This window comes from Chitinophaga horti, from assembly GCF_022867795.2.
Taxonomy (GTDB): domain Bacteria; phylum Bacteroidota; class Bacteroidia; order Chitinophagales; family Chitinophagaceae; genus Chitinophaga; species Chitinophaga horti.
Genome location: NZ_CP107006.1, coordinates 132,955 through 151,255 on the forward strand (window position 1 = coordinate 132,955; position 18,301 = coordinate 151,255).

The window sequence follows — 18,301 nt, forward strand, 5'->3', positions numbered from 1 at the left end:
GTTATCGTTTCTGATATTGTGTTTCGTAATATTGTTGATAGGAACCGCTGGTTACGTTGTTCAGCCATTCTTCATTTGCCAGGTACCAGTCTACGGTTTTCTCCAGGCCTTCTTCAAACTGTAAGGAAGGGCTCCAGCCCAGTTCCCTATTCAGTTTGGTAGCGTCGATCGCGTAACGCATATCGTGGCCGGCGCGGTCTTTTACAAAGGTGATGAGTTTTGCTGACGTGCCTTCGGGGCGGCCCAGCTTTTTATCCATCACTTTGCAGAGCAGTTCAATCAGGTCGATATTTTTCCACTCGTTAAAACCACCAATGTTGTAGGTTTCGCCGATACGGCCGTTGTGGAAGATGGTATCGATCGCGCGGGCATGATCTTCTACGAACAGCCAGTCGCGTATGTTTTCGCCTTTACCATATACAGGTACGGGCTTATTGTTTTTGATGTTGTGGATCGCCAGCGGGATCAGCTTCTCGGGGAAGTGATTAGAGCCGTAGTTGTTGGAGCAGTTCGACAATACCACCGGTAAGTGGTAAGTATGATAATATGCTTTTACAAAGTGGTCGGAGCTGGCTTTGGAGGCGGAGTACGGCGAGCGTGGATCATACGCGGTTTCCTCTGTGAAGAAGCCTTCTGCGCCGAGGGAACCGTATACTTCGTCGGTAGATACATGATAAAACAGTTTGCCTTCCATGTTATCTTTCCAGTGCTTTCGGGCGGTGTTGAGCAGTACGGCCGTACCCAAAACGTTGGTTTTAATGAAGGCCAGCGGATCGAGGATGGATCGGTCTACATGGCTTTCAGCAGCCAGGTGGATCACGCCATCGAACTGGTATTTGGTAAACAGTTCATCGATAAAGGTTTCATCCGTAATGTCTCCTTTTTCAAAAACATAATTCGGTTTATCCTTGATATCGTTCAGGTTTTCGAGATTGCCTGCATAGGTGAGGGCGTCGAGATTTACCAGCTGGTAATCAGGGTATTTATTAACGAAGAGTCTAACAACGTGGGAGCCGATAAATCCGGCTGCACCCGTAACCAGTATTTTCCTTTTCATGCGGTAAAGTTATGATATGGTACTTAAACACAAAAACAGCACTTCCTGAGGGAAGCGCTGTTTTTGCGTGGTCATTCATTTATTTGCCAAGGGCTTGTTTGAAATATTCATAAGTGATCTTCAGCCCCTCTTTACGATCTACTTTCGGTTCCCAGCCCAGTATTTCCTTTGCTTTGGTAATGTCCGGCTGACGTTGTTTTGGATCGTCTTTCGGCAGCGGATGATATACTATTTTCTGAGAAGTGCCGGTGAGTGCTATGATTTCTTCCGCGAACTGTTTCAGGGTGATTTCGGACGGGTTGCCGATGTTCACCGGGAGATGGTAGTCGCTGAGCAGCAGGCGGTAAATACCTTCTACCAGGTCGTCTACATAACAGAAAGAACGGGTTTGAGAACCATCGCCAAACACGGTGAGGTCCTGGCCGGTAAGGGCCTGGCTCATGAACGCCGGCAGTGCACGGCCGTCATCGAGTCGCATACGCGGACCATAAGTATTAAAGATGCGGATGATGCGCGTTTCCAGGCCATGGAAGTTATGGTAAGCCATGGTAATGGCTTCCTGGAAGCGTTTTGCCTCGTCGTATACGCCACGGGGGCCGATTGGGTTTACGTTACCCCAGTACTCTTCCGGTTGCGGATGTACGTTAGGGTCGCCATATACTTCTGAAGTAGAAGCGATGAGCATACGCGCTTTTTTCGCTTTCGCTAGGCCCAGCAGGTTGTGCGTACCCAATGAACCTACCTTCAACGTCTGGATAGGCATTTTCAGGTAATCGATCGGGCTGGCCGGTGAGGCGAAGTGCAGGATGTAATCCAGTTCTCCGGGCACGTGCACGAATTTGGAAACATCGTGGTGGTAATATTCGAATTCCTTCAGTTTAAAAAGGTGTTCGATGTTTTTGATGTTACCGGTAATCAGGTTGTCCATGCCAATTACATGGTATCCCTCTTTTATGAAGCGGTCGCACAGGTGCGATCCGAGGAAGCCGGCGGCGCCGGTAATCAGTATTCTTTTTTTATCGCTCATGTGCTGAGGTTTATTTGGCAGCCAGGCGGCCAACACTTTCGTAATGGAAACCGAGTTCTTTCATACGGGAAACTTCGAAGAGGTTCCTGCCGTCGAAGATCACTTTGTTTTTAAGCGTACCGCTGATCTGGTCAAAATCCGGCGTTCTGAACACGCTCCATTCGGTAGCGATAATCAGTGCATCGGCGTTATCCAGGCACTCGTACTGATGTTCGGCGTAAGTCACTTTATCACCTACTACACCTTTCACGTTATTCATCGCTTCCGGATCAAAAACGCTAACGGTAGCACCGGCTTTGGTCAGTTCGTCGATGAGGTACAAGGCTGGCGCTTCGCGGATATCGTCGGTGTTAGGCTTAAAGGCCAGTCCCCACAGCGCGAAGTGTTTACCTTTCAGGTCGTTATTAAAGTAGTTGAAGATCTTCGGCATGAGGAACAGCTTTTGTTTCTCATTCACGTCCATTACCGCGTTGAGGATGCGGAAGTCGTAGGCCACTTCTTCAGATGATTTCACCAGTGCCTGTACGTCTTTCGGGAAACAGCTGCCGCCGTAACCGATACCGGGGAACAGGAAGCGTTTGCCGATACGATCGTCGCTCCCAATGCCGCGGCGTACCATATCCACATCAGCACCCAGCTTTTCGCAAAGGATGGCGATCTCGTTCATGAAAGAGATCTTAGTGGCGAGGAAAGAGTTAGCAGCGTACTTGGTCAGTTCGGCTGATTTCTCATCCATATAAATAACCGGATTACCCTGACGTACATACGGAGCGTACAGGTCGCCCATGATTTTGCGGGCGCGTTCGGAAGAAGTACCGATCACTACGCGGTCGGGTTTCATGAAGTCTTCCACCGCTACACCTTCGCGCAGGAACTCGGGGTTAGACACGACATCAAACTCCACTTTCGCGTGTTTAGCGATAGCAGCAGTTACTTTTTCGGCAGTACCTACTGGTACGGTGCTCTTGTCCACGATCACCTTGTAATCTTTCAGGATTTTACCAAGTTTATCGGCAACTCCCAGGATGTAGGAAAGGTCGGCGGAGCCGTCTTCACCGGGAGGCGTAGGCAGTGCCAGGAAAATCACTTTGGCGTCTGCAATACCTTCTTCCAGGTCGGTGGTGAAGTGGAGGCGGCCTTCTTTCAGGTTACGCTCGAACAATTTCTCCAGTCCGGGTTCGTAAATAGTTACTTCGCCGTTGGAGAGCTTTTTTACTTTGTTTACGTCGATGTCTACACAAGTGACGTTGTTACCTGTTTCGGCAAAACAGGTTCCGGATACCAATCCTACGTAGCCGGTGCCTACTACTGTAATTTTCATGCGGGGTCTATTTTAAGAATGATTTAACTGATTCAATGATGTGCTGCAGCTGGTCCTCGTCCATCTCTGTGTGAATGGGCAGGGATATTACCTTGCCTGTAAGCGTATCTGTAACCGGTAAATCAAACTCACTACTTCCGAAAGAAGCGAACATTTTCTGGCGGTGTGCAGGTACGGGATAATATATCATGGCTGGCACGTTACGTTCCTGCAGGTATGTTTGCAGTTTGTTCCTGTCGGCGCCTTCCAGCTGAAGGGTGTATTGGTGAAATACGTGGTAGCTGTACGGAGCGCGGTAAGGTGTAACGATTTGCGGAACGTCGGCAAAAGCTTTATCGTAAGCGTCGGCGACTGCCCTGCGGGCGGTGATGTACTGGTCCAGCAGGGGCAGTTTAATTTTCAGTACGGCCGCCTGGATGGTGTCGAGGCGGGAGTTAACACCCACTACGTCGTGGTAGTAACGGGCACTCTGACCGTGGTTGGCTACCATCCTGATTTGTGCAGCCAGGGCGTCGTCGTTGGTAAAGATCGCGCCGCCGTCGCCATAGCAACCCAGGTTTTTGGATGGGAAGAAGGAGGTGCAGCCAATATGGCCGATACCGCCCGCTTTCTTCTTAGTGCCATCCTTATAGGTATAGTCGGCACCAATGGCCTGGGCATTATCTTCAATAACAGGTATGTTATGTTTCGCGGCCACTTCCATAATGGCTTCCATATCAGCTACATGGCCGTACAGGTGCACCGGAACGATGGCTTTGGTTTTAGGTGTGATGGCCGCTTCCAACTTCGTGGCGTCCAGGCAGTAAGTCTTAGGATCAACGTCCACGAACACTGGTTTCAGGTTCAGGAGGGCGATTACTTCAGCAGTGGCGATAAAAGTAAAGGAAGCGGTAATTACCTCGTCGCCCGGTTGCAGGCCCAGGGCCATCATGGCTATCTGGAGCGCATCGGTGCCGTTGGCGCAGGGGATGACGTGTTTTACATCCAGGTATTTCTGCAGGTCCTGCGAAAATTGTTGAACGGGTCCACCATTGATATATGCGGAACTTTCCAGTACTTCTGTGATCGCAACATCTACTTCTGACTTTATTTTCGCATACTGGCGTTTGAGATCCACCATCTGAATAGGAACCATCTGGATATATATTTTTATTTTTTAAGCTCGCAAATTTACAAAAATTGAGATAGGCAGGCGATTATCTTTGTGAGATATTCAATTTATCCTATAAAGTGACAATTTCGTGGGATTATCGGTAATTATTTATAATATGGGAATCGGGTTGTACCGGTTGGGGGTAGGCATCGCTTCCCTGGCAGGTAATCCGAAAGCGAAGAAGTGGATTGCGGGGCGAAAGCCCGTTTGGGACGAGTTGGCTACGCTGAACGGAGCGACAGGCGTAGTATGGGTACATGCCGCCTCCCTGGGCGAGTTTGAGCAGGGCAGGCCCGTGCTGGAGGCCGTGAGGGCACAATACCCTGACAAAAAGATCGTACTCACTTTCTTTTCCCCTTCGGGATACGAGGTGCGCAAAAACTATCCGGGGGCAGACGTAGTTTGTTATTTACCACTAGATACCGCAGCCAATGCCCGTCGTTTCGTCGCGACCTTGCAGCCAGCAGCTGCCATCTTCATAAAATATGAGTTTTGGTACCATTACCTGGCCGAGCTTTCGCGAAGCAAGGTGCCAACGATACTCATTTCCGGTATTTTCAGGCCTAACCAATTGTTTTTCAAGCCGCAGGGGAGCATGTTCCGTCGCTTATTGCAGGGGATGGACCACCTGTTTGTGCAGAACCAGGAATCGGTAGAGTTGCTTAAAAGCATTGAAATACAAAATGTTACGCTCTCCGGCGATACCCGCTTTGACCGGGTTTGGCACCTACAGCAACATCCGACAGACTTGCCGGTTATCGCCCGGTTTTGCGGTGAGAACAGGAATGTGTTGGTGGCAGGCAGTACCTGGGAGGCTGACGAATCCATGCTAGCAGAATGGTGGTTAACACAAAACGGCAACGGTCGGCAGCTGATCATCGCGCCGCATGAGATTACGGAGGGGCATATCAGTAAAATTTTGCAACAATTCCCCGGGGCGGTTAAGTATTCGGAGTTTGCGGCGCATCCACAGCCGGCAGAGGTATTGATCATAAATAATGTGGGCATGCTGTCGGCGATGTATCGTTACGGGAATATTGCTTACGTAGGCGGCGGCCTGGGCAAAGGGGGCATTCATAATCTCCTGGAGCCGGCGGCTTACAGCAAACCGGTGATCATCGGGCCGAATTATGAGAAATACTATGAGGCGGTGCAGCTTGTGGAGTTAGGTGGGGCTATTCCGGTGGCGGATCAGGCCTCTTTTGCCGCGACAGTCGCCTTGTTGGACGAGCCAACCGTTTACGCCGAAAAGGCTGCCATTGCCGGTCGCTTCATCCGCGATAACCAGGGGGCTACGGGAAAGATCATGACTTACCTGGATAAGAAGGGATGGTTGTATACCCTCATAAACAAGACAAAGGGCAACTGGAAAAGTCGTGACTTACCAGGATGAACAGGGATAGTTATAAAAGAGAGGGCCATGTATACATGGCCCTCTGGTATTATTTATCAGGAAAAACGTTTCTTCACTAAGGTGCAGAACTGCTGTACCAAAGGATTATCGTCCAGCCAGCCCTCCTTTATTTTAAGTTCGCGCTCAATCCAGTTATTAGCTTCCTGCAGCGAGGTGCACTCATTAATCGTTTTGATGGAACGCTCGTACATGTTCTTCTCGCCCCGGAATAGTTCCTCAATAAAACGGAAGCGGTCGTTAATGCCGATGGCCGTCCGGAGGTCCTGGATGCCCATCTCGCCCAGTCGCTGGCCAACTTCCACATTACTCTGGCGCAACTGATCATTCAAAGAAGCCCCGTTCCTGGTTTTATGTACCAGTTCGTTGATATCTTTGCGGAGACTGGCTGCCGGTTCGTGGTAGCTATTGTGCTGCGGCTTTTCGGGCATGTCGAACAACGTAGGCCGTTTGGGCTCCTCGGGTTGACGGGCCCTGGCGGGTATACGATCCGGGTGATAGCCGTTTTCGCGACGGTCCTGAAATGCCGGTACTTCTTCCACAGGCGGAGGAGGTGTTGGCTGAATCATCTGCGGCGTAGCCGGAATGTAAGGTTCATGTGCTGGTGGCGGAGCGGGGGCCGGAGCAGGTTTTTCTGCTGCAACGGTTTGTACCGCGGGGGCGGGAGCAGGTTTTTCTTCGGCGGCAACAGTTGCTACCACGGCAGGTTGAACGGGAAGTATCACCGCAACGTGTCCGTGTGCGCCGGAGGTTAAATCACGCTCTCTTTGCAAAATATTACGTTGGTGTAATATTTCGGCCTGCAGCAACTGAGAGTAGTAGGATATAGTTTGCAGGTTTGCCTGTGCATTTTTTAACTCCTGTAACTTATCAATTAAGGCATTAATTTTTTCCATGCGTTAATTGTTTAACGTGCTGATGGGTAAAATTATTTTATTTGCATAAAGTTAGCCAATTTCTAATTATCTGATGATCAAAATACTATCATATGTTTATTGAGCCGGTGATGGCAGGTAGAAAAAGCGGTTGGATCGAAGTGATTTGCGGCTCCATGTTCTCGGGCAAAACCGAAGAGCTGATACGCCGTTTAAAGCGGGCGAGGATTGCCAACCTGGGGGTTGAAATATTTAAACCGGGAATAGATATACGGTATGACGAAGCGAACATTGTGTCGCACGATACGAACAAAATTCTCTCCACACCTGTAGACAGTTCGCAACAGATTTTGCTGCTGGGTCAGGGCGTAGACGTGGTAGGAATCGACGAGGCGCAGTTTTTTGATGCGGGACTGCCGGAGGTGTGCGAACAACTGGCGCTGAAAGGCATCCGCGTCATCGTAGCGGGATTGGATATGGATTTCCAATGTAAACCCTTTGGCCCGATACCCGACTTACTGGCGAAAGCGGATTATATCACGAAACTGCACGCCATCTGTGTAAAATGTGGCAACATCGCTAATTATTCTTACCGCAAAACGGCCGATAAAGGAAAGGTAGTATTAGGAGAAAAAGATGTGTACGAGCCCCGTTGCAGGTCATGTTATAACCTGGCCGACTGATCTTCGGCCAGTTCGGCTTCTGCATCAACAGCCTGTACTTCGGACATCGGTACAGGTTGTTCTTTGAATGTAAAACGCTTCTGCGTAATATAACTGAACGACACCACGAAGATGGTGGTCAGGATTTTAGAAACGGTGGGGTAGAATCCGCAGTACTTCACGAAAATGGTAAGGAAAGCCCAGTTCATACCGATACAAACTGCGACCAGCAGGAAGTAACGGATCAGCTGTACCCTGCCGCGCAGGTTGGATTCCGTAAACGTAATATATTTAGATAACAGGAAGCCTGTAGGGAAAGTCACCGCAAAAGCCATCAGGAAAGCCACGATCGCGCCCTGTATAGCGAAGGGGCCGGCGTAAATTACCTCCTGCTCCAGCAAAATGTAATGCCAGCTGATATAATATAAAACGATATCCAACAATGTATTACCGCCTCCACAGGCCACGTATTTGAAGGTCTGGAAGGGGAGTTTCTTCGCAAATGGCTTATGGAAGAATTGGAGGATATTTAGAATCAGCTGTTGCATAGTTATCCGGGTGCAAATTTAGCTGCTTTTTCGCACGGTTGCCCCTGATCGATAATTTTTTTAATCCTTTTTTAACGCAAACTCCTGCGCAGCTTCCAGTTAGAAGGCTGGGGGATAGGTTGTTGTACGGCGGCGCTCTTCTGCCATAACTGTACGGCCAGCACCGCAGCGGCTTTAGCGGCTTCGGTGTTTTCTGCCCGCAGTGACTGCGGCGTAAAATAAGTGCCGATGAAGTTAGTATCGAACTGCCCGTTAATGAAAGCCGGTTGTTGCAGCGCCCATTTGCCGAAAGGCAGCGTGGTACGGATGCCTTTCACCCGGTATTCGTTGATGGCACGGATCAGGCGCTCGCGGGCTTCCTCGCGGGTTTGGCCCCAGGCGATGAGTTTGGAGATCATCGGATCATAATAGATAGGAATGTCCATCCCCTGCTCGTAACCATCGTCTACGCGTACGTTGTTGCCCTGCGGACGAATGTACGTTTCGAGCCTGCCGGTATCGGGCAGGAAGTTGTTGGCAGGATCTTCCGCACAAATCCTCAGCTCGATGGCGTGACCGTTAATGGTCAGGTCTGCCTGTGTAAAGCTGAGCTTTTCGCCACGGGCGATATGAATTTGTTCTTTTACCAGGTCGAGGCCAGTGATCATTTCGGTTACCGGATGCTCTACCTGCAGGCGGGTATTCATTTCGAGGAAGTAAAAATTCAGCTGCTCGTCCACCAAAAACTCCACGGTACCAGCGCCATAGTAATCGCAGGCACGGGCCACATCGACCGCACACTTGCCCATGGCTTCGCGGATGGCGGGGGTAAGACAGCTGGATGGTGCTTCTTCGATGAGCTTCTGGTGCCGGCGCTGAATACTACACTCGCGTTCGAACAAGTATACATAGTTGCCGTGTTTATCGCCCAGCAACTGTATTTCAATATGGCGCGGGGAGCCAACATATTTCTCAATAAAAACCGAGTCGTCGCCAAAGGCATTTTTTGCTTCGCTCTTCGCCAGGCCGATCTGTTCTTCCAGTTCCGATTCCTGGTTTACCACGCGCATTCCTTTACCGCCGCCGCCTGCGGAGGCTTTGATGAGGATAGGGAAGCCGGTACGTTTTACTACTTCGCGCGCCTCTGCCAGGTCGCGGAGAGGAGTTTCGGTACCTGGCACCATTGGTACGCCGAACTGCTGGGCGGCCTGTTTGGCGGCCAGTTTACTGCCCATCGTCTCAATAGAGGAAGGAGAGGGGCCGATAAAAGTGAGCCCTGCGTCCTGCACCAGTTGGGAAAAAGCTGCATTTTCACTTAAGAAACCGTAGCCTGGGTGAATGCCGTCTGCACCGGTTTGTTTGGCTGCTGCAATGATCTTGTCTGCCACCAGGTACGATTGGTTAGAGGGTGCCGGACCGATACATACTGCTTCGTCTGCATATTGCACAAAAGGCATTTCGCGGTCTGCTTCGGAGTAAACGGCTACCGTGGCAATTCCCATTTCTTTGGCCGAGCGCATGATCCTGAGGGCGATTTCGCCTCTGTTGGCGACAAGTATTTTCTTCATTGCTTAATAGTAAAGGGATAAAGATAAGGTATTTGCCATTTAGCTTTACCTTTGCACGCGTGAAAACATATATCTCACAAATCATTACCCTGGTTAAGAAGGACCTGGTGCTCGAATGGCGCCAGAAGCATGCATTTTTCGGTATCGTACTCTATATATTTGCCACCGTTTTCGTGATCAATCTGATGATCATGAAGCCGGAAGATAAAATCTGGAACGCCCTGTTCTGGATAGTGCAGTTGTTCGTGTGTGTGAATGCGGTAGCCAAAAGCTTTTTGCAGGAGAGTCGTGGCCGGCTTTTATATTTCTATTCGCTGGTACATCCCCGCCAGTTCATCATTGCGAAACTGATCTATAATGCCATACTCATGTTATTCATGAGTATTATGTCGCTCGTGTGTTGTATGATGTTGCTGGGCAATCCCATCGTTTCTCCGTACTACTTTGTGGGCGTGGTATTACTCGGCGGACTCAGTCTTTCGTTGATTTTCACCATGTTGGCGGCTATTGCTGCCCAGGCCAGTCAGAATGCCGCGCTGATGGCCATTATGGGTTTTCCGCTCATTATGCCGTTCCTGATGTTGCTCGGCAGCATTTCCCGTTCGGCCTTCGAACCGGTGCTGCAACCAGGTTTGCCGATGATGTTCATGCTTTTGGCCGGATTGGATGTACTGGTGGTGGCGCTCGCATTAATCCTTTTTCCGTATCTCTGGAAGGAGTAAAAAGTGTTAAAGTATTACTAATTAACCCCTTTCATTTTATCTTTTTCAATAAACTTATCGTTTGGCTGCATGTTTAATTAACATTCTCCATCCCTTTTGCATGATTGCGAAAATCGCCGAAAGTCTTTGCGGTTACCTATAAAACGTGTAGGTTTGCCCCCACATTTAGCATCGGAATAATGGCAAAACATTGGTGGAAAATTTTAAGCGTTATCATCATTCTTTACACGATCATCGTAGGATTGAGTGTAAAGATCCCGATCATCGCGAATAACGAGGAAACATCGCGTAACCTGTTTTATCATGTACCCATGTGGATTGCCATGTATACACAGTTCACGATCTCGTTGGTGGCTTCCATTATGTACCTGGCCAGCAATGATCTTAGGAAAGATATCTGGGCATCGAGTGCAGGCAGTGTAGGCGTATTATTTGGGTTGATGGGATTTGCCACTGGTTCACTGTGGGCGACTTATACCTGGGGCGGTACCATTACCGATGATCCGAAACAGATCAGCACCGCACTGGCCTTACTGATTTACCTGGCCTACCTCGTATTACGCTCCTCCTTTCATGATATTGACAAACGGGCACGCGTATCGGCGATCTTCAACGTATTTGCTTTCGCGCTGTTGATACCGCTGACTTATATTATTCCGAGAATGGTGGACTCATTGCATCCGGGCAGCACCAGCAGTCCTGGTTTTAAAGCTGCAGATACCGAAGGCACCATGATGCGTATATTTTATCCTGCCATGATCGGATGGGCGTTGTTCAGCGTGTGGCTGGCCACACTCCGCGTTAGATTCAGAAAACTCGCGCTTAAAAAGATTATACATGCGTAATAGAACATTCTCCTTTTTTATCCTGACAATATTTTCCCTGCTGATGAGTACCGTAGCTTTCGCTCAACAGCAAAACACAGAAACCGGCGCATTCAATGAAATGATGCGTTCCAATGGCAAGATCAATGTAGTGATCGGCGTGTTGGTAATCATTTTCATTGGAATTTTGTTATACCTGGTAAGACTCGAGCGCAAGCTCAACAAACTGGAACAGGAAAAATAACCATCGAGATAACCAAAACAATACCTTAAACAATTTTTTATGGCAACAGCTACAGCACCCGTGCAGGAAGCTCACTACAGCTTTTTTAAGAGCGTAGAAGAAAGTTTCGACAAGGCTGCCAAGTTCACCAAATGGGAAAAGGGCATCCTGGAGCAGATTAAGGCGTGCAATGCGGTATACCGCATGAAATTCCCCGTTAGGATGGAAGGCAACCGGATTGAAGTAATCGAAGCCTACCGCGTACAACACTCTCACCACAAACTGCCTTGTAAAGGTGGTATCCGCTTCAGCGATGAAGTAAACCAGGACGAAGTAATGGCCCTGGCAGCTTTGATGACTTACAAATGTGCCATCGTGAACGTTCCGTTCGGCGGCGCTAAAGGAGGCATCAAAATCAATCCCCGTCACTACACCCCGTTCCAGCTGGAAAGCATCACCCGCCGTTATACTGCGGAACTGGTAAAGAAAAACTTTATCGGCCCCGGCGTTGACGTACCTGCCCCTGACTACGGTACAGGCGAAAGGGAAATGAGCTGGATACTGGACACTTACACGAGCCTTCGCCCCGGCGAAATTGACGGTGCTGGTTGCGTTACCGGTAAACCTGTTGCACTCGGCGGCGTTCGTGGCCGTAAAGAAGCCACCGGCCTCGGTGTATTCTACGGTCTGCGCGAGCTGTGCAACGTAAAAGAAGACATGGAGAAGTTAGGTCTGACCCCAGGCCTGGAAGGTAAAAAAGTAATCGTACAGGGTATGGGTAACGTAGGTTACCATGCTGCGAAATACTTCCACGAAGCAGGCGCAAAAGTTGTTTGCCTGATCGAGTGGGACGGTGCTATCTACAACGAGCAGGGGCTTAATCCTGACGAGGTGCTGAAACACCGCAACGACACCGGTTCTATCGTTAACTTCCCGGGTGCACAAAACCTGGCGAAAAATACCGATGGCCTGGAGCAGGATTGCGACATCCTCATCCCCGCTGCGCTGGAAAACGTGATCCACGGTGGCAACGCCGACCGCATCAAGGCAAAAATCATCGGTGAAGCCGCTAATGGCCCGCTGACGCCTGAAGCCGACGAAATCCTGAACGCAAAAGGAGTGATCGTTGTTCCGGACATGTTCCTGAACGCCGGTGGTGTAACCGTATCTTACTTCGAATGGTTGAAAAACCTGAGCCACGTTCGTTACGGCCGCCTGGGCAAACGCTTCGACGAAAATATGAACATCCACATCCTGAGCGTTATTGAAGAGATGACCGGCAGGAAAGTGAACGAGCAGGAACGTAAGTTCATCGCTCACGGTGCCGATGAGGTAGACCTGGTATATTCCGGCCTGGAAGAGACTATGATCGCTGCATTGCACGAAGTTCGCGACGTGATGAATCAAAATAAAGACATCAAAGATATGCGGACCGCCGCGTATGTATGCGCCATCAACAAAGTAGGCGTTGCGTACGAGTCACTGGGTATCTTCCCTTGATATTTACTGTATATCGTTTACAGGGGCCGGCCATTGTGCCGGCCTTTTTTATGATGATGCAAACCTGCTCTCGGCTTGCCCAGTGCCATTCCATGTTCTATCGCTGGCTCTACCCAGAACGTTCGCTCTTCGTCTTACGTGTTCTACTTGCCCGTTCACTGGATCGTTAGCCCTTCGATTTCCCGATGCCATTCCATATTTATTGCTCTTCACGCGGAAATTAGCCATCCGCCTCAAGGCCACCGGCGTTTCATATCCTTGCCCCACCTGGAAACTTCAGTTCTTCGTCTCTCAATATTCATCGCCGCAGCTAAGCGCTTGTGACTCAATACCATCCTCTGCAATAACATAATATTAACGGCTTCCATTATGTTAATAAAATTATCATATGAAGACTAAGTGTTATTTTTGACGACATTTTATCCCGAATCACTGTGAAATCTATCCCGACCCTTTTTTCTCCGTTTGGCAGATGGTGTTGTTTGGTTATACTGGCTTTATGTTCGACGGTCGCCGCATCTGCCCAGGTGACGGCCGCATTCACCACCGATGGCCCTGCCAGTGGGTGTTCGCCTTTAATCGTGAAGTTTAAGAACCAGTCCACCGGCGCCACGTCCTACACCTGGGACCTCGGTAACGGGGCTACCTCCACAGAGCTCAATCCGAGCGCCAGTTACACGACGCCAGGCACTTATACCATCAAACTCACCGCGAAAGGTGCTGCCGGTACTGACGATGAAGTGAAAACAGCCTATGTTACGGTTTATAAAAATCCGGTAGCCGACTTCACCCTCGACAATAATAAAGGGTGTTTGCCGGTAGCGGTAAAATTTGCTACTGACAAATCCTCAGCGGGCGACGGCAGCATCAGCAGCTATGCCTGGGATTTTGGGGACGGCGCACCCGGCATCGGGGCATCTCCCGCTCATACCTATACTTTTGCGCAGACCTATACGGTGAGCCTCACCGTTAAGAATAACCACGGTTGTTCCAACACGAAAACAGTGCCTAACGCACTTACGGTATCGCCTAAACTAGTGGCCGATTTCAGTGTTCCCAATACGTATTTGTGTGCCGCACCAGCCACTGTGCCGCTCACCAACTTATCCACCATCGGTGCCGATGTAGTGTATGCTTGGGATTTCGGAGACGGCACAACGGGCGATCAGGCGCAACCGGCCAATCACGTGTACCAAACTAAGGGCACTTATGCCGTGAAGCTGGATGTGAGTAACTCCATCGGTTGTAAGGCCTCTAAAACGTCGGCGACACCTATCAACGTTGCTAATTTTAGTGCAGACTTCACCCTGCCGGCCAACATTTGTCAGAACGCTATATTGTCCGCCACCGCAACTACCGACCCAACGCCATCGTCGTTTGTGTGGTATGTAGATAATTATCAGGTGGGGTATGCTTCGAATTTGTATACGACCATGTACAGCGTAGGCAAACACACCGTAACGCTCAGCGCTATGTTCGGCACCTGCGAAGCTAAAGTGACAAAAGAGATTGACGTGAAGCCCATACCTGCGGCGGCTTTTGATATAGAGGATAAGCCTTACTGCACGCTGCCGATCGACGTGAAGTTCACGGATAAAACGCCGGGCGCTACCAAATGGTCGTGGACGTCCGGGACGGGTTTAACATCTACAGAAGCCAGTCCGTCTTTCACATATAAAAGCGAAGGTTTCTTTTATCCATCTCTCACGGTTACGAACGCCGACGGATGCTCTACTACAGTGGGCCGCTACATCAATATATCAGAACCAGAAGTGTTTATTTACTATAACACCAATGACTTTGGTTATTGCGAAGGTGCGGAGGTATCGTTTTATACTTATGGAGATGAGTTGGTAAGTTATGAATGGAACTTTGGGGACGGCTCGCCGGTGTCTACAGATGCGCGGCCTAACCACGTGTATCCCACAGCGGGCAGTTATCCCGTATCGCTGAAATACAAAACAAAAGACGGTTGTGAAGGTACGGTGGTGATACCTAATAACATCAACATTTATAAGAAGCCAAAACCAGATTTTACCGCGCCCACATCTGTTTGCGGTTACAATGCAGCGCAGTTCAATGACCTTACGCCATTGCCGCATACCAGTCGTACCTGGGCCTGGGGCGATGGGTTTATTACCTTAAATGACCGCAATCCCCTGCATGCTTTTGAGGACGGGCCGGCTGATTTTTATGTAACGCTAACGGTATACAACGAAACCTGTTTTAATACGGTGACGAAAAAGATTACCGTAACGGCGCCGTATCCGAAGTTCGTTGTTCATCCGGTTGACTGTAGTGACAGGCTGCGTGTAAACATCACCGATAACTCCGTAGGGTCTACCACCACCACCTGGGATTTTGGAGATGGGAAAACGGAAGTATACGCAGGTGTTGCGCCCAGGCAAATCACGCATCTGTATGATAAAAGCGGTTTATACACCGTTAGAATCACCGTTACCGACGGCACCTGCACCAGCTCGCGCGAACAAAATGTGAGAGTGATCGATGTAAGTCCGATCACGATCGCGTCAGAAAAAAGTACGCTTTGCCGTAACGAAACGGTGTTGGTAAAAACGACGGTGAACGATAATACAATTCACTCCTATTACGACTGGTTTTACAACGGTATGTACGCCAACTGGTCCGCCAGCTCGACTACGAATACGTATAGCAATCTCACGCCGGGTAAAGCCTCCTTTAAAGTGCAGTCTTATAACCCATTAGGCTGCCTGGACGTGTCGAACGAAGTAACGGTAGACGTAACCGGCCCCACTGCGAAATTCAATTTCCCATCGACCACCGTTTGTCACGGCACGCCGATGTACTTTACCGATGCGTCGGACACGCAGTTCAGCGCACCGCTCAAAACCTGGACGTTTAACTATGGTGACGGTTCGAAAGAAGAAACTTATACCACGAACGGGCCCTTCAGCCATGCCTACGATCGCGCAGCTTATTATACGGTAGGCTTAAAGGTAACGGACGAAAAAGGTTGTTATCATTCCTATTACGAATCGCGCCAGGTAACGATCGTGGGACCGAATGCGGATTTCACGGCGCCGACGTTGATTGGTCCTGGTATCGACTTCAATATTTATAACAATACCGAAACCTGGTTAAGCACCGGCCCGCAAACCTACAAGTGGGATTTTGGCGACGGTACTACGTCTGCCCTCATGTACCCGGGCACGAAAAAGTATGCCACCAAAGGAACGTACACGATCATTCTTACTGTGAAGGATGCATTGGGTTGTACCGATACGATCAAAAAAGTGATCAAAGTATCGGATGTAAGCGCTGATTTTTCTTATACGTTGGATAAGCCAGATGCCTGTCCGCCAGTAACGGTGCAGTTCACCAACAAATCCGTGAACGCCAAAACGATCCTTTGGGATTTTGGAGATGGCAGCAGTTCGAGGATCCTGAATCCATCGCATACTTACACTTATGCCGGTGTATATAAAGTAAAGCTGTCGGTAGTCGGAGAGGCTGATAATACGGATGAAAAGATAGAGATCATCGAGTTCAAAGGTCCAAAGGGAACGATCAGTGCCTCCGCGAATGGTGGTTGTTTAACAAAAGAAATCACCTTTAAGGTAGAAGCCGATAACGTAACCAGTTACTCGTGGGACTTTACAGACGGCCAGGTAATTGAGGCGAAAGACAAAACGATTTCGCATACCTTCAAAAACGCTGGCATTTATAATCCACGCCTGATCATGGGAGATGGATCTGCCTGTAAAGGAGTAGCCTTCCTCGACGAGCCGATCGTGATCGATAAACTTGACCTGAAGCTGAAAACCATGCCGCTCGTCGTTTGTGACAGTGGTTTGTTTAATCTCGAAGTGGCTTACAACAGCTTCTCCATCGACGACCGCAACGAACCAGGCGTATACACCTGGACGGTAGGCGACGGTTTCACTATGAGTGATGAAGACACGAAAACGCCCAGCGTGTATGCTAATAAACTGGGTAACCCGGAAATCAAGCTGCACGTACTCACCCAATACGGCTGCGAACAAACGGTTTCCCAGGTACTGAAGGTGGCTGAAAAGCCGATCATTGGTATTACCGGTCCGCTGGAAGCCTGCGCTAAATCGGAAGTATTATTCGATTATGACCTGGTGAAGGGAGATGCGGCTACCACGAAATGGAAGTGGGATTTCGATGGCAGCGGCAGCAGTACATTGGCTACGCCGAAGGCGCAGCAGTTTAATCATGCGGGCAGTTTCGATGTTCAACTCATCGCCAATAACGATAATGGTTGTTCTGACACTGCGAATCATACGATCAACATCTGGCCCTTGCCGATCCCGAAAGCTGCCGCATCCGCCCCGACGATCTGTTTAGGCGAAAGCACCGCGTTAACTTCAGAAGGTGGTGTGTTGTATCAATGGGATAATGCCGCTTCGCTGAACAACGCGTCATCTGCCTCTCCAACTGCCAGTCCGGAATATACCACTACATACACCGTGAAAGTGGTGGACGCGAAAGGTTGTGAAAATACAGACGAGGTGAACATACGTGTAGTGCGTCCGCTTACGGTCGACATTGCGCCGATCAGTAATTTTTGCCTGGGCGATCCGCTGCAGTTGCAGGCCAGTGGTGCTGATACTTACGTATGGACGGGCGATGCGCTCAATAATCCGAACATTGCCGCACCTGTTTCAATGCCGACCGTTACCGGCGTGTATACCTATAAGGTAGTTGGTTACGATAAGGAAGGTTGCTTCAGTGATGAAAACGAGATATCAGTTACCGTAGAACCAGCGCCCACCGTGGATGCCGGGATGGATCGCATCACTCCGGGTGGCGCGGCCATCACCCTTTCGCCCATCATAAGCGGCGATGTGGTGCGCCTCACCTGGGTGCCCGACCGCTACCTGAGTTGTAACGATTGTCCCAACCCGCAGGCGCTCCTTAACAAATCGACCACCTATACGATCACGGTAGAAAATGCTTACGGTTGTAAAGCGCAGGATGAGGTGGACGTGAAGCTTGTGTGTAACCAGGGTGCGGTATTTATTCCAACCGGGTTCTCGCCGAACGCCGACGGTAAAAATGACCGCTTCTTCCCATTGGGTAGTGGTATTCGCGAGATACGTTCTATGCGCATTTATAATCGTTGGGGTAATCTGATGTACGAGCGGCGTGGCTTCCAGGTGAATGACAGGAGTGTGGGCTGGGATGGGACCTTCCAGGGGAAGAAGGCCGCAGCCGGTTCTTACTTATATTTTATCGAAGCAGAATGTGAAGAAAATACGTTGTTCGAGTATAAAGGATTTATCATGCTGGTGCGATAAATTGCCAATGTAAAGCAGATGCTGCCAATTATCTATAAAAAAATCGGATCAAAAATCGCTGATAATTTCAAGCAGCTAACCCGAATAAAAAGCGGGGAGTGTCCCAAAAGTAGTTTGATGGTTAT

At 49.5% G+C, this 18,301-nt stretch carries 14 protein-coding genes; 7 read left to right on the top strand and 7 right to left on the bottom strand.

The window, feature by feature from the left end; genetic code table 11:
- Nucleotide 1: 1 nt before the first annotated feature.
- From rfbB to MKQ68_RS00575, 4 genes are all read right to left on the bottom strand, one after another.
- Nucleotides 2–1,057, bottom strand: a complete 1,056-nt coding sequence (rfbB, locus tag MKQ68_RS00560) for a dTDP-glucose 4,6-dehydratase (protein WP_264281639.1) — start codon at nucleotides 1,055–1,057, stop codon at nucleotides 2–4.
- Between the two features lie 79 nt (nucleotides 1,058–1,136).
- Nucleotides 1,137–2,084 (bottom strand): UDP-glucuronic acid decarboxylase family protein, encoded by a 948-nt coding sequence (locus MKQ68_RS00565; protein ID WP_264281640.1) that lies wholly within the window; start codon nucleotides 2,082–2,084, stop codon nucleotides 1,137–1,139.
- A gap of 10 nt (nucleotides 2,085–2,094) precedes the next feature.
- Nucleotides 2,095–3,405, bottom strand: a complete 1,311-nt coding sequence (locus tag MKQ68_RS00570) for a UDP-glucose dehydrogenase family protein (RefSeq protein WP_264281641.1) — start codon at nucleotides 3,403–3,405, stop codon at nucleotides 2,095–2,097.
- 7 nt (nucleotides 3,406–3,412) lie between these two features.
- Nucleotides 3,413–4,540: a DegT/DnrJ/EryC1/StrS family aminotransferase gene (locus MKQ68_RS00575; protein WP_264281642.1), complete on the bottom strand. Its 1,128-nt coding sequence runs from the start codon at nucleotides 4,538–4,540 to the stop codon at nucleotides 3,413–3,415.
- 133 nt (nucleotides 4,541–4,673) lie between these two features.
- On the opposite strand from MKQ68_RS00575, the gene MKQ68_RS00580 reads away from it, so the two are divergent.
- Complete coding sequence (locus MKQ68_RS00580) at nucleotides 4,674–5,951, top strand: 3-deoxy-D-manno-octulosonic acid transferase (protein WP_264281643.1); 1,278 nt, start codon at nucleotides 4,674–4,676, stop codon at nucleotides 5,949–5,951.
- Between the two features lie 56 nt (nucleotides 5,952–6,007).
- On the opposite strand, the gene MKQ68_RS00585 is transcribed toward MKQ68_RS00580, so the two are convergent.
- Nucleotides 6,008–6,865, bottom strand: coding sequence for a DUF8457 domain-containing protein (locus MKQ68_RS00585; RefSeq protein ID WP_264281644.1), 858 nt, complete (start codon nucleotides 6,863–6,865; stop codon nucleotides 6,008–6,010).
- 92 nt (nucleotides 6,866–6,957) lie between these two features.
- Between MKQ68_RS00585 and MKQ68_RS00590 the strand changes: the two genes are divergently transcribed.
- A complete protein-coding gene (locus MKQ68_RS00590; RefSeq protein ID WP_264281645.1) occupies nucleotides 6,958–7,527 on the top strand; it encodes a thymidine kinase in 570 nt (189 codons plus the stop codon).
- Here the strand turns inward: MKQ68_RS00590 and MKQ68_RS00595 are convergent.
- Together MKQ68_RS00595 and accC are read right to left on the bottom strand one after the other, a co-directional pair.
- A complete protein-coding gene (locus tag MKQ68_RS00595; protein WP_264281646.1) occupies nucleotides 7,509–8,054 on the bottom strand; it encodes a GtrA family protein in 546 nt (181 codons plus the stop codon). The genes MKQ68_RS00590 and MKQ68_RS00595 overlap by 19 nt on opposite strands.
- Before the next feature lie 71 nt (nucleotides 8,055–8,125).
- Nucleotides 8,126–9,601 carry an acetyl-CoA carboxylase biotin carboxylase subunit gene (gene accC / locus MKQ68_RS00600; RefSeq protein ID WP_264281647.1) on the bottom strand — a complete coding sequence of 492 codons (1,476 nt, stop codon included), beginning with the start codon at nucleotides 9,599–9,601 and terminating at the stop codon, nucleotides 8,126–8,128.
- 59 nt (nucleotides 9,602–9,660) lie between these two features.
- Between accC and MKQ68_RS00605 the strand changes: the two genes are divergently transcribed.
- The 5 genes from MKQ68_RS00605 (at nucleotide 9,661) to MKQ68_RS00625 (ending at nucleotide 18,176) form a co-directional block, all read left to right on the top strand.
- A complete protein-coding gene (locus tag MKQ68_RS00605; RefSeq protein ID WP_244837402.1) occupies nucleotides 9,661–10,323 on the top strand; it encodes a heme exporter protein CcmB in 663 nt (220 codons plus the stop codon).
- Between the two features lie 179 nt (nucleotides 10,324–10,502).
- Nucleotides 10,503–11,168, top strand: a complete 666-nt coding sequence (locus MKQ68_RS00610) for a cytochrome c biogenesis protein (protein ID WP_264281648.1) — start codon at nucleotides 10,503–10,505, stop codon at nucleotides 11,166–11,168.
- Nucleotides 11,161–11,391 (top strand): CcmD family protein, encoded by a 231-nt coding sequence (locus MKQ68_RS00615; RefSeq protein WP_264281649.1) that lies wholly within the window; start codon nucleotides 11,161–11,163, stop codon nucleotides 11,389–11,391. The genes MKQ68_RS00610 and MKQ68_RS00615 overlap by 8 nt, the downstream gene beginning before the upstream one ends.
- A gap of 39 nt (nucleotides 11,392–11,430) precedes the next feature.
- Entirely contained in the window at nucleotides 11,431–12,870 is a 1,440-nt protein-coding gene (locus MKQ68_RS00620) for a Glu/Leu/Phe/Val family dehydrogenase (protein ID WP_264281650.1), read from the top strand.
- 581 nt (nucleotides 12,871–13,451) lie between these two features.
- Nucleotides 13,452–18,176 (top strand): PKD domain-containing protein, encoded by a 4,725-nt coding sequence (locus tag MKQ68_RS00625; protein ID WP_285892324.1) that lies wholly within the window; start codon nucleotides 13,452–13,454, stop codon nucleotides 18,174–18,176.
- Nucleotides 18,177–18,301: the final 125 nt, after the last annotated feature.

Bases quoted from the DNA above. Each gene is read 5' to 3' on its own strand.
- rfbB (WP_264281639.1), bottom strand. From the start codon at position 1,057: ATGAAAAGGAAAATACTGGTTACGGGTGCAGCCGGATTTATCGGCTCC.
- MKQ68_RS00565 (WP_264281640.1), bottom strand. From the start codon at position 2,084: ATGAGCGATAAAAAAAGAATACTGATTACCGGCGCCGCCGGCTTCCTC.
- MKQ68_RS00570 (WP_264281641.1), bottom strand. From the start codon at position 3,405: ATGAAAATTACAGTAGTAGGCACCGGCTACGTAGGATTGGTATCCGGA.
- MKQ68_RS00575 (WP_264281642.1), bottom strand. From the start codon at position 4,540: ATGGTTCCTATTCAGATGGTGGATCTCAAACGCCAGTATGCGAAAATA.
- MKQ68_RS00580 (WP_264281643.1), top strand. From the start codon at position 4,674: ATGGGAATCGGGTTGTACCGGTTGGGGGTAGGCATCGCTTCCCTGGCA.
- MKQ68_RS00585 (WP_264281644.1), bottom strand. From the start codon at position 6,865: ATGGAAAAAATTAATGCCTTAATTGATAAGTTACAGGAGTTAAAAAAT.
- MKQ68_RS00590 (WP_264281645.1), top strand. From the start codon at position 6,958: ATGTTTATTGAGCCGGTGATGGCAGGTAGAAAAAGCGGTTGGATCGAA.
- MKQ68_RS00595 (WP_264281646.1), bottom strand. From the start codon at position 8,054: ATGCAACAGCTGATTCTAAATATCCTCCAATTCTTCCATAAGCCATTT.
- accC (WP_264281647.1), bottom strand. From the start codon at position 9,601: ATGAAGAAAATACTTGTCGCCAACAGAGGCGAAATCGCCCTCAGGATC.
- MKQ68_RS00610 (WP_264281648.1), top strand. From the start codon at position 10,503: ATGGCAAAACATTGGTGGAAAATTTTAAGCGTTATCATCATTCTTTAC.
- MKQ68_RS00615 (WP_264281649.1), top strand. From the start codon at position 11,161: ATGCGTAATAGAACATTCTCCTTTTTTATCCTGACAATATTTTCCCTG.
- MKQ68_RS00620 (WP_264281650.1), top strand. From the start codon at position 11,431: ATGGCAACAGCTACAGCACCCGTGCAGGAAGCTCACTACAGCTTTTTT.